At 32.8% G+C, this 17,986-nt stretch carries 11 protein-coding genes; 2 read left to right on the plus strand and 9 right to left on the minus strand.

Features of this window, described 5'->3' with window-relative positions; genetic code table 11:
• The first annotated feature begins 1 nt into the window (after nt 1).
• Both Y592_RS05965 and Y592_RS05970 read left to right on the plus strand, forming a co-directional pair.
• Nucleotides 2–1,081 carry a Gfo/Idh/MocA family protein gene (locus Y592_RS05965; protein ID WP_075666085.1) on the plus strand — a complete coding sequence of 360 codons (1,080 nt, stop codon included), beginning with the start codon at nt 2–4 and terminating at the stop codon, nt 1,079–1,081.
• Entirely contained in the window at nt 1,078–1,764 is a 687-nt protein-coding gene (locus tag Y592_RS05970) for a YjjG family noncanonical pyrimidine nucleotidase (RefSeq protein WP_075666086.1), read from the plus strand. The genes Y592_RS05965 and Y592_RS05970 overlap by 4 nt, the downstream gene beginning before the upstream one ends.
• Here the strand turns inward: Y592_RS05970 and Y592_RS05975 are convergent.
• The 9 genes from Y592_RS05975 to Y592_RS06015 all read right to left on the minus strand — a co-directional run bounded on the left by Y592_RS05975 (nt 1,738) and on the right by Y592_RS06015 (nt 17,934).
• Nucleotides 1,738–3,036 (minus strand): HD domain-containing phosphohydrolase, encoded by a 1,299-nt coding sequence (locus tag Y592_RS05975; RefSeq protein ID WP_075666087.1) that lies wholly within the window; start codon nt 3,034–3,036, stop codon nt 1,738–1,740. The two genes, Y592_RS05970 and Y592_RS05975, sit on opposite strands and share 27 nt — an antisense overlap.
• Nucleotides 3,036–4,241, minus strand: a complete 1,206-nt coding sequence (locus Y592_RS05980) for a sensor histidine kinase (RefSeq protein WP_088368920.1) — start codon at nt 4,239–4,241, stop codon at nt 3,036–3,038. Before Y592_RS05980 ends, Y592_RS05975 begins: the two co-directional genes overlap by 1 nt.
• A complete protein-coding gene (locus tag Y592_RS05985) occupies nt 4,231–5,604 on the minus strand; it encodes a substrate-binding periplasmic protein (RefSeq protein ID WP_075666088.1) in 1,374 nt (457 codons plus the stop codon). The genes Y592_RS05980 and Y592_RS05985 overlap by 11 nt, the downstream gene beginning before the upstream one ends.
• Nucleotides 5,605–5,731: 127 nt before the next feature.
• Nucleotides 5,732–6,871: an amidohydrolase gene (locus tag Y592_RS05990; protein ID WP_075666089.1), complete on the minus strand. Its 1,140-nt coding sequence runs from the start codon at nt 6,869–6,871 to the stop codon at nt 5,732–5,734.
• An 82-nt stretch (nt 6,872–6,953) separates the two neighbouring features.
• Nucleotides 6,954–11,906, minus strand: coding sequence for a DNA-directed RNA polymerase subunit beta' (locus Y592_RS05995; RefSeq protein WP_075666090.1), 4,953 nt, complete (start codon nt 11,904–11,906; stop codon nt 6,954–6,956).
• A 22-nt stretch (nt 11,907–11,928) separates the two neighbouring features.
• Nucleotides 11,929–15,447, minus strand: coding sequence for a DNA-directed RNA polymerase subunit beta (gene rpoB, locus Y592_RS06000; protein WP_075666091.1), 3,519 nt, complete (start codon nt 15,445–15,447; stop codon nt 11,929–11,931).
• A gap of 135 nt (nt 15,448–15,582) precedes the next feature.
• Nucleotides 15,583–15,972: a 50S ribosomal protein L7/L12 gene (gene rplL / locus Y592_RS06005; protein ID WP_075666092.1), complete on the minus strand. Its 390-nt coding sequence runs from the start codon at nt 15,970–15,972 to the stop codon at nt 15,583–15,585.
• A gap of 18 nt (nt 15,973–15,990) precedes the next feature.
• On the minus strand, nt 15,991–16,533 hold the full coding sequence (gene rplJ, locus Y592_RS06010) for a 50S ribosomal protein L10 (protein ID WP_075666093.1): 543 nt from the start codon (nt 16,531–16,533) through the stop codon (nt 15,991–15,993).
• A 234-nt stretch (nt 16,534–16,767) separates the two neighbouring features.
• Nucleotides 16,768–17,934: a flagellin N-terminal helical domain-containing protein gene (locus tag Y592_RS06015; RefSeq protein ID WP_075666094.1), complete on the minus strand. Its 1,167-nt coding sequence runs from the start codon at nt 17,932–17,934 to the stop codon at nt 16,768–16,770.
• Nucleotides 17,935–17,986: the final 52 nt, after the last annotated feature.

Here is a 17,986-nt window from a genome sequence, read left to right on the forward strand (position 1 = left end):
GATGTTAAGAATGGCATTAATAGGATGCGGAAGGATAGGAACAAAGAAACATATAGAGGCATTGATTCAAAACACGGATAGAATTGAAACAGTTGTACTTTGTGATATAGAAAGAGAAAGGGCAGAAAAGTGTGCAGAGATAATAGAAAAGAGGATAGGTAGAAAGCCTGAGGTTGAAAAAGACTATGTGAAAATCTTAAAAAGAGGAGATATAGATGCAGTTGCGATAGCAGCAGAGAGTGGAAAGCACTATGAAATAACGATGGAAGCATTAATAAACAACAAACATGTACTTGTGGAAAAGCCAATAGCACTATCCACAAAACATGCAAGTGAAATGATAGAGCTTTCGAAAGAAAAAAACTTAAAATTGGGTGTTTGTTTTCAAAACAGATTTAATCCTCCAATACAGGAACTAAGAAAAAAAATAGAAGAAGGGGCATTTGGAAAGATACACTATGGAGTTGCAACAATAAGGTGGAATAGGAATGAAGAATATTACAAACAAGCAAATTGGAGGGGAACATGGGCTCAAGATGGAGGTGCATTAATGAATCAATGCACACATAATATAGATTTGTTGCAGTGGATGTTAGGAGGAGAGATAGAGGAAGTATATGGAATAATTAAAAATTTTAATCATCCATATATAGAAGCAGAAGATTTTGGAGGAGCAATAGTAAAATTTAAAGACGGGAAAGTAGGAATAATAGAAGGTACGACAACGATATATCCAAAGAACTTACATGAAAAATTAGGGATATTTGGAGAAAAAGGAACAGTGGTGATAGGAGGACTTGCGGTAAACAGGATAGAAGAGTGGAGATTTAAGGGCGAAGAAGGACATCCTTTTATGAATTTGCCTGATCCAGATACGGTATATGGATTTGGACATGTACCGTTATACAAAGACTTTTACGAAGCAATAGAAAAAGATAGAAAACCATATATATCAGGAGAAGATGGGAAGAAGGCGGTAGAAATAGTACTTGCAATATATAAATCTGCTTTAGAAGGAAAACCTGTAAAGTTTCCTTTCAATTTTTCCACCAACGATATGAAGGGAGTAATATTAAAATGAAGAAAATGATTTACTTTGATTTGGATAATACTATTTTAGATTTTGATAAATCCGAGGAGTATGCTTTAAGAAAAGTGTTTGAACATATTGGTGTTTTGTATAAAAAAGAATATTTAGAAATTTATAGACCGATAAATGAAAAATGGTGGAGGCTTTTTTCAGAGGGAAAATATGAGAAAGAAATTATAGTTGTTGAGAGATTTAGGGAATTTTTTGAAAATGTAGGTATATCTTTGAAGGATTATAATGAAATTGCAAAAATTTACCTTGAGGGTCTTTCAAATTCTGCATTTTTTATAGATGGTGCAGAGGAATTTTTGGGAAAGTTGAAAAAATTACAATTGAAAATGGCTGTTTTAACTAACGGTGTTGAATATGTGCAACAAAGACGTTCAAAACTTGCAAGGTTAGATAGATTTTTTGAATTTATTTTAACATCGGAAAAAGTCGGAAATCCAAAACCAAATCCAGATATTTTTTACTATGCACAAGAGCTTTCAAATGTACCTTTGAAAAATTCTATATATGTTGGTGACAATGTAGAGACGGATTTTGAAGGTGCAAAAAATGCAAATGTAGATTTTATCTTGTTTGACTATAAAGGTAGGTATAAAGAAGTAAATTGTAAAAAAGCTAAAGATTATGAGGAACTTTATTTAAAGCTCCTTGATTTTATCAGATAAATCAAAGAAAATTTTTACTAGTTTTGGATTAAATTTTTTCCCAGAATTTTCCTTTATATATTTAAATACTTTTTCTTTTGGCCATGCCTTTCTGTATATTCTGTCATTACTTAGTGCATCATAAACATCGGCTATGGATACAATTTGTGATTCAATTGGAATCTCTGAATTTTTCAATCCTTTTGGATAGCCGCTTCCATCCCAATTTTCATGATGGTAAAGGGCTATATTTGCGGCAATTTTGAACAATGAATTTTCAACAGAATTTAAAATTTTGTATCCTATTTCAGTATGAGTTTTCATTATTTTCCATTCTTCATCTGAGAGCTTATTAGGTTTATTTAAAATTTTATCAGGGATGGCTATTTTTCCTATATCATGAAGCATAGAAGCAAGACTTACAGTTTCTATATGTTCTTTGTTATCAAATATTTTTTCTGATATGAGTTTTGTTATTGTACTAACTCTTTTAACATGTTCCCCGGTTTCCAGTGAGCGAGTTTCTGTTATTTCAGAAAGTATGTATATGAGTTGGTATAAAGAATTAATTCTTTCTTTATAGAGTATGTTGTTTTCAAGATCTAAAATTAATTTTTCAAAAGCAATGGTGAATAAGTCTCTGTTATCCATATTGTTTGAAAAGTTTATTGTATAACTTCTTTTATTTATTTTAAACAAAATTTTATTGTTGTCTTTCCAATATATTTTATTTTTTATATCTTTATCAGTTTCAGCCTTTGTTATAACGACTGAAGTATTCAAAGTATCCTCAAGAATCCTTTTTAAATCGTTTATAGACACAATTTTACTTGAATCTATAGTATCGAATTTTTCTAATAAATTTTTTTGAGAATATAACTTTTTTATTTCAGAGTATTCCCTAAGCCTTGCAATGACCATTGTAAAAAGACCGTTGCTTGATAATTCACTTTTTTCTCTATAGTCATTGATGTTGTATTTTAATATGATATCACGTGGAGGAGCATATCCTGGTTGACCTGTTCTTATTACTATTCTCATAATTTGGTTATTTAAAGTTTCTCTAATAAATTTTACTAACTCAAGTCCAGAGTTTTCATTCTCCATTACTATATCAATTATTGAAAGAGAAACATCTTTTTCTTTTATTAATAACTCTTTTGCTTGTTTGGCAGAATAGGCACTTAGTAATTTTATACGTTTATTTTTAAATTTAATGTCTTTTAAGATTATTGATGTTAAAGCGTGAATATCCTCTTCATCATCGACAAGTAAAACTTTCCATTCATCCATTATTTCACCTCTACGGGAATAATTATTTTAAAAATAGTTCCTTTACACTTTTTACTTTCAACATTAATAACACCTTTTAGTATTTCTGTCACAAGGTGGTACACAATGCTTAAGCCTAAACCACTTCCTTTTTCTTTGGTAGAATAAAAAGGTTCGAAAATTTTTCTTTGAATTTTTTCATCTATTCCCTTACCATTATCCTTTATGGTTATTTCTAATTTTTTAGATGAGATTATATGTGCGGAAATGGTAATAATATTGTTATTTTTTTTGTCAAAGGCATGAAAGATTGCATTGTCTATTAGATTAATCAAAATTTGTGAGATTGCTCCTGGATTTGAATATACAGACACATCATCTATATCTTTGATTATCTTTATATTTTTTTCTTTTAATTTTGGTGAGATAGTTGTGATTATATCATCTACAAACTCTTTTATATTAATTTTAGACTTTTCATTTGTTATTTCGTAAAATGTTGTTTTTTTTAGACTCTTTATTAAATTTGATATTTTTTGGGAGTTTTTAATAATTATTTTTACAAGTTCTTTTAGATCATCATCATTTATTCTATTTTCAATTTCAGTTGCTGCAGAATATATAATACCAATTGGAGTGTTTATATCATGGGCTATGCTTACCATTAATTTTCCAATAGCCGCCATTTTCTCTGAAGTGACAAGAGATTGCTGTGTTCTTTCAAGTTCTTTTAAATTTTCTTCAAGTTCTTCATTGGTTTCAAGTAACTCTTCATTTGTTTCAAATAATTTTTCGTTTATGTTTACATTTTTCAATAGTAGTAAAGCTATGATATAAAAGAGTGCAGATATAAATATTAAATATGCAGAGGTAAATATAACTTTTTTATAGGATACATAAAATATTACATTTCCTATAAAGATATTTTCAAAATAAATAGGAAATGAGTAATTACGATAAATTACTGGTAGATTTTTTATTTTTTTAATTAATTTATTGCCGTTAAAATTAAATATTTCAACGCCAAGTATTTCACTGTCATTTGTGATTAGTTTTAGCGTTCTTTCCAGCTCTTCATTATCTAAAAGCCAAAGAGGATATTCAATGGATTTTGTGTAAATTTTTAGTTTTTCATTAATTTGATTTTTCCAAAAAGAGAAATATAAAAATATTGTAATAACAGTGATTAAAACAACCAAAAATGTCAAAGATTTTTTATTTACCATTTTTATCCTCCTGGAATATTAAATTGTATTTTTGATATATTTTTTCATATGTACCATCTTTTCTAAATTTTAAAAGGACACCTGAAATTTTTTCTGATAAGAATTTTCCTAAGTAACTTTTTGAGAAACCTACGTAATATTTAAAGTAATCTATTGGAATGGAATATTCAACATCTATATTTAATTCTTTTGCGTAAAACAAACCAACGTACAAATTTGAAACAAATAAATCTATTCTCTTTTTTGAAAGCAGCAACATACCGTTAAAATCATTATTAACAGAAACTAATTTGTATCCCATTTTGAATATTTTTTCATTGTAGGCGTATCCTTTAACATAACCGAGTATTTTTTTTTCTTTATTATTTTTTATTGAAAAAATAACATCTATACCATAGCTAATAGGAATTTTCGTAAAATATATATATTTACTTCTTTCTTCTGTGTTGCGTAATGTTAAAGTTCCGTCTATTGCTTTTGATTTTATTAAATTAAGACATCTTTGCCAGGGATATTTTTTTGTTACTAGTTTAAATCCTAAGTTTTCGAGAGAAACTTTGAGTAACTCATAGTCGATACCTTTCCATTCACCATTTTCTTTGTATTCGTACGGTGGCCAGTCAATTAGAGCAAAATATACATTATTTCCAGGTGAAAAACCTGAAAAATCTTTGAATATATTGTTATATTCATGGGAATTGTATAATTCTTTTATAGCGTTGTTAATTATGTTTACTATTTGATTATCAACATTTTTTGAAAATGCTATGTATTGTCTGTATCTTTCAGATTCAAATGGGATGATTTTTAGAGAATAAATTTTTGTATAATAATTTAAAATTCCGCCGTTGTATGCGACATAGTCTATTTCTTCGTTTAATAGATCCTTTATTGCAAGTTGGATATTTTCATAAGATTTAATAGCTAAATTAGGAAAGATATTTTGGAATAAAGTTTTCGTTTTTGATGAATTTATTAGTCCTATTTTTTTATTTTTTTCCGTTAGTGTTTTTTCTTTTTTTGAAATTATTAAAAGCTTTGTATTCCAGAGTGGGAAAGTTGTAAATTTGAATTTTTTGATTCTTTCTTGTGTTTTGGAAAGCCCTACAAATATTTGAATTTCGTTATTTTCAAGTGAGGAGAGAATTTCAGAAAGAGATTTGGGTGCGTTTGATTTAAATTCGATTTCAATGTTGTAGTTTGAAAGCTTTTTGTTGAGTATTTCTATAATTTTACAACTTATACCATTAAGATTTCCATCTTTATCTAAAAACTTTGCAATAGTATCTTGAGGATATGTGTAAAGAGTTATGGAATAAAAGATAGTATAAATCAGAAGAAATACAACGATTAATTTTTTCATTAACTCACCCCTATAATAATATTCTACCACAAATTTTGTGATATGATAAAGGTTTGATAGGAAGTGAGGGGAGAACAGAAAATTTAAATGTACTTATAAAATAAACGGGAGATTGTGTTCTCCCGTTTTAATCTTTGTAAACTATTTTTCCTTCTATGAAGACCATTTCTGCTTTTGCTTTGAAATCAAAAGGATGGGTATTCCAAACTACAATATCTGCATCTTTTCCAACTTCAAGTGAACCTACCTTGTTATCTATTTTTAATATTTTGGCAGGGTTAATGGTTAGCATTTTTAAAAGATCTTCTTCTTTGGCACCGTATCTTAATGCAGTAGCTGCTTGAATATTGGTGTGTTCTAAATGTATTACGGGATGGTCACACATTAAAGCAGCAAGAATTCCATGTTCATTGATAATATTTATGGCTTCATATGTTAAATCTGTGAGTTCTAATTTTGTTCTAAATCCAAATAAAGGTCCAAGTACAACTGGGATTTTCTTTTGCTTTAAAAATTTTGCAATTTTATATCCTTCTGTTGCGTGTTCAATAACAATGTCAAAATTAAATTCTTCAGCTATACGTATTGCAGTAACAATGTCATCTGCTCTGTGTGCATGACATCTTGCTGGAATTTCTTTTTTTAATACTTTTACTCCCACTTCCAATTTAAAATCTATTGGGGTCTTTGGGTCTTCCTCCCTTTTTTTCATATAATCTTTTACTTTCGAAAAATATTCTCTAATAATTGCTGCAACGCCTAGTCTTGTTGTTGGCATTTTGTTTTTTGAACCGTATACTCTTTTTGGATTTTCGCCAAATGCCATCTTTAATCCCGCAGGTTGTCTTACAATCATTTCATCTACAATGTCAGATTTGAACTTTAATATAAAACCCTGCCCCCCTATAGGATTTGCGCTTCCTGGGACTACCATTACCGTTGTAACGCCCCCTGAAAGAGCCCGCTTTATAGCACTGTCACCTGGATAGAAAGCATCTAATGCTCTAACATGAGGAGTTAAAGGATCTGAATATTCATTACCATCTTGATAATAAAATTCTCCAACACCTTCTTCAAATACTCCAATATGAGAATGTGCGTCAATAAATCCAGGGAAGATGTATTTTCCACTTACATCAATAACTTCTGTTCCTTTTACTTCAAGGTTTTCGCCAATTTCTTTTATAACTCCATCTTCAATTAGAATATCCCCTTTAAATGGTTTCTTTGTTATAGGATAAATTGAGCCATTTTTTAATAATACCATATTTCTCACCTCCGATAATTATTATACCATATTGTTCGGTATCCAAACAAATATCCCCCTCTTTAAAGAGGGGGATATTTGTTTACGCCATTTTTTCTTTATCTTTAGTAGCCATTCGAGGTGTTTCTTCAATTTGTATATTTGCGAACATGTCCAACCCAGTTCCTGCAGGTATTAGTTGTCCTACAATTACGTTTTCTTTTAGACCTAGTAATAGATCTTCTGAACCTTCAATAGCTGCTTCAGTTAAGACTTGAGGTGTTTGTTGGAAACTTGCTGCACTTAACCATCCAACTCTTTCAAGTGATGCTTTTGTTATTCTAAGTAATTTTCTCTTGTATTTTATAGGTTCTTTTGGTAATATTTGATAATTTATTACTTCGCCTTCGCCGTTTTGAACAATGATTTCTTTTATTCCCAACTTTATAGCTTTTTCAAGTATTTCCTCGGTGATTTCTGCTCCTTCTGGAGCAATTTCAACTATCTGACCATTCTCATCTTCAGCTATTAGGTGTTGATGTAATATCTTTCCTATTACCCGTTTTCTGTTTGTTTCCACATGTGTATTTCCTTCGAGTAATTCTCTATTTATTCTTTTTACAGTTTGAAGTCTTAAAAGATCTCCAGGTAAGTAATCTGTATCACCTGGATCAACAACCTCAACTTTGTCGAGCATTTGTTTTATTATAATCTCAAAATGTTTATCGTGAATATCCACACCTTGTTCGACGTAGACCTTTTTAATCTCTTTTAGCAAGTAAAGAGCTGTTGCATCAACGTCAAGTGTTTCAAGTATCTTCCTAGGTCTAATTGCGCCTGTAGATAAAGATTGTCCTGGAAGTACTTTTTGACCTTTGTTTACTGCTACTTTTACCTTTGTTGGAATTTCGTATTCGTGGATATCTCCTGCTTCATCTTCAAGATAGATTTTTTTCTTACCAGTTTCGTCTTCAACAATATCTTTTACATAACCTTTTACTTTTGAGAATACACCTTCTGGTTCTTTTAGTTTCTTCCTAGCTTCGAATAGTTCTTCTGCTCTCGGAAGACCTTGTGTAATGTCTGCAGTAGTGGCAATACCACCTGTGTGGAATGTTCTCATTGTAAGCTGTGTGCCTGGCTCTCCTATTGATTGTGCAGCTACTACACCTACTGATTCACCAACTCCTATTATTTTGTGATTTGAAAGGTCCATACCGTAACATTTTGAACATACGCCATGTTCTGATTCACAGGTTAATACAGATCTTACAATTATTTCAGGTCTTACCAATACGGATTTCACGTTGTTTTCTTCTAATATTTTTGCGGTTGTTGGCATTATTAATTCTTCATCAACTATTAATTGTTTCATGTCTTTTTGATTTACAATTGTTTCAACTGAAACTTTTCCAACAATTGGATACTCTTTAACTTTTAAACTTGTTATGCCAGCATTTCTTGCTTTTCTTATGATATCCCAGTTTACTTCTGTTCCGGCATCGTAATGTATGTCTTCATATATGAAATCATCTATTAGTTCACAGTAGTTTTCAGGAAGTTCTGGATTTTCAATATTAAGTACTACTTCTCTTGATACAGGAATTCTTACCGAGTAGTTTCCTAAGAATTTTGCATCATCATCGTCTATCATAGTATTTCTTGTGTACTGTTTACCATTTTCAGGATTTGTAAGTATGTTATTTGTCTTTGGATCAAATACATCTTTTGCAAGAACTCTTCCAAATAGGAAGTTTTCTAGCTTTTCAACTGTTAATCCATCACTGCTTTTTAGAACAGTTGCTCTTATACCATTTTGTGTACCACAATCTGTAGTAGTTACAACAACTGATTGAGCAACATCGACAAGTCTTCGTGTAAGGTATCCTGCAGAACTTGTCCTTAATGCTGTATCAGCTGAGCCTTTTCTGGCACCATGGGTACTGATAAAGAATTCTAGCACAGAAAGGCCTTCTCTAAAGTTTGAGATAATTGGGATCTCAATAGTTCTTCCAGATGGATCAGCCATAAGACCGCGCATACCTGCAAGTTGTTTGAGTTGGTCCTTGTTACCTCTTGCACCTGAATCTACCATTATGTATACTGGGTTAAATGGATCCTTTCCTATATATTTGAATGTAGCTTCTTGGACTTTTTCTGTCGCATCTGCCCATATTTTTATTGTTTCTCTATATTTTTCTTCATCTGATAGGAATCCTAGAGCAAATAGTTCTTCAACTTCAGAGATTTTCTTTTTAGCATTTTCAATTATTTTTTTTCTTTCAGGTGAAATGTAAAAATCAGTTATACTTACCGTAAGTCCAGAAATTGTTGCATAGTGAAATCCTAAATCTTTTATATCATCTAATAGATCTGCTGTTCTATCAACTCCATATTTTTTGAATGTTTTATAAACCAAATCTTTAATAGCACCTTTTCCATATGTTTTGTTATAATCTCTAAATTCCTTTGGAACAATATTTGTAAATACAAGCCTTCCATATGTGGTTTTAATAACTTTATTATCAACTTTAACAAGTATAGGATCGTGGAGATTGATATAACCAAATTCATATGCAAGTTCTGCATCATCTATAGAAGAGAATTTCCATTTTATATTTTCCTTTTCAATTTCATCAAAATTTTTGTCAACCATTGTTAAATAATAGACACCTGCTACAATATCTTTTCCAGGCATGGATATAGGTTTGCCGTGTGCCGGGGAAATTATATTGTACCTTGAGAGCATCAAGAATTTTGCTTCAGCTTGTGCAGCAGCGGATAGAGGTACATGAACTGCCATCTGGTCGCCGTCAAAGTCTGCATTGAATGGCGGACAAACAAGAGGATGCAACTGGATTGCGTTACCTTCGATTAGTTTAGGTTCAAATGCTTGTAATGACATTCTGTGTAATGTAGGTGCCCTGTTGAGAAGTACCGGATGCCCTTTGATTATTTCTTCTAGTACTTCATATGCTTGAGGCATTTCTTTTTCAATTATTGCCTTTTTCATTTTTCTTGCTGTTTTGCTTGTTTCATCATCTTTGTTTAAAAGTTCTGCCAAGACAAATGGTTTGAAAAGTTCCATAGCCATTTTCTTTGGAAGACCACATTCGTGAATTTTTAGGTGTGGACCTACAACGATAACGGCACGTCCGGAATAATCTACACGTTTACCTAGAAGGTTTCTTCTAAATCTTCCTTTTTTACCTTTTAAAAGATCAGTAAGTGATTTTAGAGGTCTTCCGTTTCTATCTGTAACTGCTTTACCCATTCTACCGTTGTATATAAGACTATCTACAGCTTCTTGGAGCATTCTTTTTTCATTTTTGACTATGATTTCCGGTGAATTCATTTCGTATAATTTTTTTAACCTGTTGTTTCTGTTAATAACTCTTCTGTAAAGGTCATTTAAATCAGTAGTAGCAAATCTCCCACCTTCAACTTGTATCATAGGTCTAATATCAGGTGGTACCACAGGAATTGCTTCCAAAACCATCCATTCAGGTTTTGTTTCGCTTTTTAATAAATCTTTTACTATTTTTAATCTCTTTAGAAGTTTTTTGGCTTTACCGCTACTTTTAGAAAGCCTCTTTAATTCTGCTTCTATTTCCGCTTTTAATTTTTCAAGATCTAAATTTTGGAGAAGTTTCTTTATTGCAGCTGCTCCAGATTCGGCTTCTATCTTTTCTCCATAAAGCGTTTTATATGCGCTGTATTGGTGATCCGTTATTATATCTCCGACTTTTAAATTAGTTTCAACCGAAACATCATCATCTATTTTTGTAATTACGACTATGGGTCTATCATTTTCCACTTCTGATTCTGCGGTAAACATAGCAGGATAATGTTGTTCAAATATTTTATATTCTTCAAGTGTTAGATATTCATCTTCAAATAAAAACCTATCTGCGATTGTTTGACCTTCTGAAACTTCATCACCATCTTTTACGTAAACAAAGGCACCTTCAAACAAAGGATAATGTTTTTCTTCTACAATATTTTCAACATATACATTTCCGCTTGTTAATACTTCATATTTCCCATTTTCAAGAGGCCTAATGTTAAGTTCTTTTCCAAAGCTTATTGTCCCACTTACAGATGCAATAACAGCAGGCAAAACTGTTCCATTTGTTAATTGGTCTCCTTTTTTTACTTTACTACTGTTTGAAATTAAGGGTTTTACGCCATATGGCAAAGAAAAGGTAACAGGCATATCTTTACTTGTAGTAAGAGGTCTAACAGTTATAGTATTTGAAATTTCATCTATCTCAATTGTCCCATCAAAAGGGGCATATATTGGGTCAACTTGCATTTCAGAAACAATTTCATCACCTTGATTTACGTAATCACCGTTTTTCACATTTAAAACCATTCCAGTATACACTCTGTGCTCTGCTCTTGAAATTTTTCTTATATCAATCCAGGTGATTTCTCTATCTGTATGAGTTTTTTCGTGTCTTATTTTTACTTCACCTGATATATCCGATATAACTGGGGTAGTAGGGGACTTAATGATAACTCCAGGCATTACCTCGAAATCTAACTTTTGACTGTAAACTTCATACTCTGTTTGGTAGAGAAGCGACCCTTTGATGAAATCTGTATCTTTGGGATCAGTAACGATTAATATCTTTTCAATTATTCTTTTACCACCATAATATATGACGTTTTCAAGTTCTTTCGCTTGAATATCAAGCAACGCTGATAGTATACTTGGACTACTTTTTAAGTACCATACATGAACTACTGGGGCAGACAAATCAATATGTCCCATTCTTTTTCTTCTTGCTTCTTTTGATTCGACCCTTACTCCACATCTTTCACACACGGTACCTTCGTATTTTTTTCCTTTATATTTACCACATGCACATTCGTAATCTTTTGTTGGACCAAATATTTTTTCACAAAATAAACCATCTTTTTCCGGTTTGAATGTTCTATAGTTTATAGTTTCGGGCTTTTTAACTTCACCACTTGACCAACTTCTTATAACTTCTGGTGAAGCAACTTTAACGGTAACTTTAGCGATTTTTCTCTTAAAAGTTGAACCCATTTTTTTCCCTCCTTATGGGGCATTATAACTTTTCAATATCTATCTCATTACCTTCTTCATCGTATACTCTAACATCTAGAGCGATTCCCCTTAGTTCTCTTATAAGCACTTTGAAACTTTCAGGAAGACCAGGTTCTGGTATATTGTTCCCTTTCATTATTGCTTTGTATACTTCATTTCTTCCCCTGATATCGTCACTTTTTACCGTTAACATCTCGTTTAGAGTGTGTGCAGCACCATATGCTTCTAATGCCCACACTTCCATTTCACCAAATCTTTGACCGCCAAATTGTGCCTTACCGCCAAGTGGTTGTTGGTGAATAAGTGAGTATGGACCTGTGGATCTTGCATGTATTTTATCCCTTGCTATGTGAATGAGCTTCATTACATACATGTAACCTACCAAGATAGGATGATCAAATTCTTTTCCAGTTCTACCATCGCGCAAAATTACTTTTCCAGACGGATTTTTTTCATTATCACCTGCTTCAAGTCCCATTTTTTTTCTTGCTTTATATAGCTCAGGTAAGATATCTTTTTCTTTTGCACCATCAAATACGGGAGTTGCAAACCATCTATTTGTTAGAACTGCTAACCATCCAAGACTTGTTTCTAGTATTTGTCCAACATTCATACGTGATGGAACACCAAGAGGACTTAATACTACTTGTACAGGTGTACCATCTGGTAAGAATGGCATATCCTCTTTTGGCAATATCTTTGAAACGACACCTTTGTTACCATGTCTTCCTGCTAATTTATCACCGACTTCAAGGGGTTTCCTGATTGCAACATATACCCTTATTAATTTGTTAACACCTGGGCCTAAATCTCCATCTTTTTCCTTATCAAAAACGTGAACAGCAATTACCCTTCCTTCTATTCCATGTGGAACCCTTAACGAAGTATCTTTTACTTCTTTACCTTTTTCTCCAAAAACTGATCTTATTATTTTTTCTTCTGGGGTTGTATCACTTTCACTTTTTGGTGTTACTTTACCAACTAAAATATCTGTTTCCTGTACGTATGCGCCTATTCTGACAATACCATCTTCATCCAAATTTCTTAGTTTTTCCTTACTAACATTGGGAATATCAGGTGTTATTTCTTCAGGACCAAGTCTTGTATCTCTTGCTGTTGTTTCATACACTTCAATATGTATGGAAGTATACGTTTCTTTTTCTAAAAGTTCTTCACTTATTAAAATAGCATCTTCAAAGTTGTAACCTTCCCAAGGTACAAAAGCCACAAGTACGTTTTTTCCAAGGGCTAACTCTCCCATATCTGTTGCAGGACCATCTGCTATTGGTTCGTCTTTTTTGACAAACTCTCCAACATTAACTATAGGTCTTTGATTAATACAAGTATCTTGGTTCGTTCTTGTGAATTTCATGAGTTCGTATATATCAAGAATTGGATTTCCCATAGAATCGTACATTTCTTTTCCATTTTTATCTATTCTGTGTATAATTATCTTTCTTGCATCTACTTTTTTAACTATTCCATCGTGTTTTGCAAGGATAAGAGTACCAGAATACTTTGCAGCGTTCCATTCCATTCCTGTACCTACTCTAGGTGCTTCAGTTTCAATCAATGGAACACCTTGTCTTTGCATATTAGACCCCATTAGCGCTCTGTTCGCGTCGTCGTGTTCTAGGAATGGAATTAAAGAAGTGGAAACACTAACGATCTGGTTAGGAGCAACATCTAAAAATTGTACGTTGTTTTTATTCACGTAAAGTACTTTTTCTTCGTATCTTACAGTAACATTTTCTGGAATGATATTTCCATTTTCATCAACAGGAGTTGTTGAAGGTGCTATTTTGTAATTTTCTTCTTCATCTGCTGTTAAATAGACTACCTCATTAGTAACTTTACCTTTTACTACTTTAACGTAAGGTGTTATCAAAAATCCGTATTTATCTATTGAAGAGTAGACTGATAAAGAGGTAATAAGACCTATGTTTGCACCTTCAGGTGTTTCAATAGGACACATTCTTCCATAATGGGAATGGTGGACGTCACGTACTTCGAATCTTGCGCGTTCTCTTTTTAAACCTCCAGGTCCAACGGCAGTTAACCTTCTTTTGTGTGTTAATTCTGCAAGTGGATTAGTTTGATCCATAAATTGTGAAAGTGGATTTGTTGCAAAAAATGAATTTATCGTTGCAATAATTGATTTAACGTTAATTAAGCTTTGTACTGAAATTTTATCAAGTGATGTATATGTTGCAAGTTTTTCTTGAATCATGAAAACAGCTTTTGAAAATGCCCTTTCAAATTCGATTCTTATAAGTTCACCAACGGTTCTTACTCTTTTGTTTCCTAGATGATCTTTTGTATCCATAGTTCCAGGGTGTTTGTCTATTTCTATTAAATTTCTTGATGCAAGCACGATGTCCATTGGAGTTAAAACGTTTGAAGTTTCTGTATACTTAGTATTTTCAACTTCTTCGGGTTTTTTTCCTTCGACATCTATCAAGTATTTTCTATAAGCTTCTTCGAGTCTGTTATTCATTTTGAATCTTCCGACTTCTGAAAGTTCAAACCTTTCTTCGTTGAAATAAAGGTTTTTTAAGAATATTTTTGCGGCATTTATTCTTGGAAGTTCACCAGGTCTTAATTTTCTGAAGATTTCTATATATGCTCTATTTTCTTCTACATTTTCTCCATACATATGTTTTAATTTTTCTAAAGTATTTACCGCATATCTGTGAGCAACTTTAATCTTTTCGATATTTGAATTGGAGAGTTTTTCAATAAGTCCTTGTGTAATAACATCTCCACGTTTTGCCAATATTTCGCCGTTTTTCATTTTAACATCTTCAAGTATTACAAGTCCTTCTGAATGTAATAAAGTATATTCGTCTTCAACATCGATCCAATGTGGGAACAACGATAGTAATTCCAAGTCATCTCCATATCCAAGTGCTTTTAGGAGTAAAAATAAATTTATCCTTCTTTTTCTATCAATTCTTGCGTAGAATACCTCATCGTTTAAATTGAGTAATATTTCAAGCCAAGCACCTCTTACTGGTAAAAAGTGGGCAACGTATATAGGTCTTGTCCCAGAAGTTTTTTTGGCTTCTTCCACAAAATAAATTCCAGGGCTTCTTACTAATTGATTTACAACTACCCTCTCTGCTCCGTTGATTATGAAGGTAGTTCTTGGAGTCATGTAAGGAATATAGCCAAGAAATGCTTCTTCTTCAATCATTTCGTTAGTACTGTTATCAGTTATACGAACTGTTGTATAAACCGGAACAGTATAAGTTAATAGTCGTTCTTTACATTCTTGAACAGTGTTTTGAGGTTCTCCGATTCTTACAGAGATAAATTCCAGGGAGAATCCCTTTTCTTTTCTTAGATCGGATTTTGATGAAGTTATGGGTGAGAATTTTTTGAGAACCTTAAGTATCCCATTCTCGAGGAAATCTTGGTAAGATTTTGTCTGTATTTCCACGAGGTTGGGAACTGGGATAGGTGCTTGGACCCTACCAAATGAATAGCGGGTCCTTTTTCCACTTTTAATTTCTTTCATCCTATCACCTCAGTTAGAAAAATTTAGGGGGGTAAAATTACACCAATTATATATTAAAACACAAAAAAACCCCCTACACAATACTGTGTACGGGGTTGATACAAAATCTTTTCTTTTTAGAAACTTATGTTACTATTATTTAAGTTCTACTTCTGCTCCAGCTTCTTCAAGTTTTTTCTTGATTTCTTCTGCTTCGTCTTTGTTAATGCCTTGTTTAATAACAGCATCAGGTGTGCCTGCTTTTTCAACTAATTCTTTTGCTTCTTTAAGTCCAAGACCTGTGATTTCTCTTACTACTTTTATAACGTTAATCTTCTTTGCACCGAAGCTCTTGAGTACTACATCAAATTCTGTTTTTTCTTCTGCTGCTGCACCTCCACTTGCAGCTGCACCTGCGACTGGCATTGCCATTACTGGTGCGGAAGCACTTACACCGAATTTGTCTTCTAACATCTTTACAAGTTCTGCAAGTTCTGCAACTGTTAATTGTTCAATTTCATTTACAATTTGTTCTAATTTTTCCATGAATAAACACCTCCTGAATTATTCTGATTTTTTATCCTTAATAGCATTAAGAGCATAAAGTAAGCTTTTAAGAGTGCCTGAAAGTACGTTAACAAATCCTCTAATTGGTCCTTGTACTCCACTAACAACCATTGCAAGAAGCTGTTCCTTGGATGGAAGTTTGGAAAGATTTTCCACTTCGTCTGCTCCGAAGAATTTACCATCTAAATAAAGACCTTTAAAGGATGGGAGTCCTTTCATTTCTTTTGAAAAATCGTAGATAATCTTGATAGCTTCTATTGGGTCACCATCTTCAACGTATAGTATTGCAAGTGGTCCCGAAAAAACGTCTTCGATTTCCTCTACGTTGTATCCAGCCTTTTTTAATGCAAGATACGCAACACTATTCTTGATAACTCTGTACCTTGCACCATCTGCTAATTTTTCTCTTAAATTTCTTCTTAGTTTTGTAATTTGCTCAACGTTTAATCCTTTATAATCTGAAAAAAGGATTAGCGAGGATTTTTCAAATACATCGCTTAATTCTTCAACAAGTTGCTCTTTTTGTTTTCTTGTCAGCAATTCTGTCACCTCCTAAAAAAAATAAACGACCTCGGGTACCTCCGAGGCAAAAAACAAGGAAGAAACTCTTCCTCTTCTGCCTCGGGCAGGCGGCACAAGCCATTATCTAACCTACCGTCTTCAGCATCGCCTAAATTTTATCATATATTTTTCTTTTTACAAGTATATATTGTGTAAACAATATGTAAAAATAAAGTGGGCATTTTGCCCACTTTATTTTTGATAAACTAACTATTATCTTAACAATTGCAATACATTTTGTGGTTGAGCATTTGCCTGTGCAAGCATTCCCATACTGCTTTGTAAGAGTATCTGTTGTTTGGTAAATTCCATCATTTCCTTTGCCATATCTGCATCTCTTACACGGCTTTCTGCTGCTGTTAAGTTCTCTGCTGCTACTCCTAAGTTGGATATTGTATGCTCAAGTCTGTTTTGTACAGCACCTAATGCCGCCCTTTGTGAACTTACTTTGTGTATTGCAGCATCTACTACCATTATTGCTCTTTCTGCTCCATCTTGCGTTGTGACATCTAAAGAGGTTGTTGTAAGCCCAAGAGCTGTTGCACTCATATCATCAATACCTGTGAGCATATTGTGACCTTCGTTAGCACCAATTTGGAAGATTAATTGATTTGCAGCTGTATTTATAGCTTCTACTCTGACAACTGCACTGTCTATCACTTCACCCTTTGGTAATGCACCACCAAAATCTGAAAGGCTAAATACACTTGAATCCCATTTAAAGGAAATATTTCCAAATGAAGCGGAATTTGCACCAAGTGTTGTAATTGTAGAACTTAGTGAGCCGGAGTTGTCAATAAGCGTAATCTTAACATCTAAAGCTGATGTTTCAGAACCATTTAATTGTCCAACTTCAACAACATATGTTCCTTCTTTTGCTGCAGAACTGACTGTACCGAGTTGCAAATTAACGTTACCACCAGTAACAACTTTTGCATCAACATTTGCCCTAAAACTTTCCAATTTACCATCGAGTAATTTTTTGGTGTTGAATTCAGTAGTTCTGGCGATTCTGTCTATTTCTTCTCTTAATTGGTCAAGTTCAGCTTGGATTTGGTTTCTATCAACATCGGTGTTTGTATCAGATGAAGCTTGTACAGAAAGTTCTCTCATTCTTTGCAAGATAGAGTGAACTTCAGTTAAAGCACCTTCAGCGGTTTGAATTAAAGAGATAGCATCTTGAGAATTTTTGATAGCCATGTTGATACCTTTTATTTGGCCTCTCATTTTTTCACTGATAGCAAGACCAGCGGCATCATCACCAGCTCTATTAATTCTAAGACCAGAAGAAAGTCTTTCAAGAGTTTTAGACATAGCAGTATTTGTTTGACCTATACTTCTCCAAGCGTTTAACGCACTTATGTTATGATTAATTCTCATACCTTACCCACCTCCGTGTGTGTTATTTTTTAGCCCAAGGCACTCTGCAAGA

Source organism: Thermosipho sp. 1070 (assembly GCF_001682135.1).
GTDB classification, from domain to species: domain Bacteria; phylum Thermotogota; class Thermotogae; order Thermotogales; family Fervidobacteriaceae; genus Thermosipho; species Thermosipho affectus.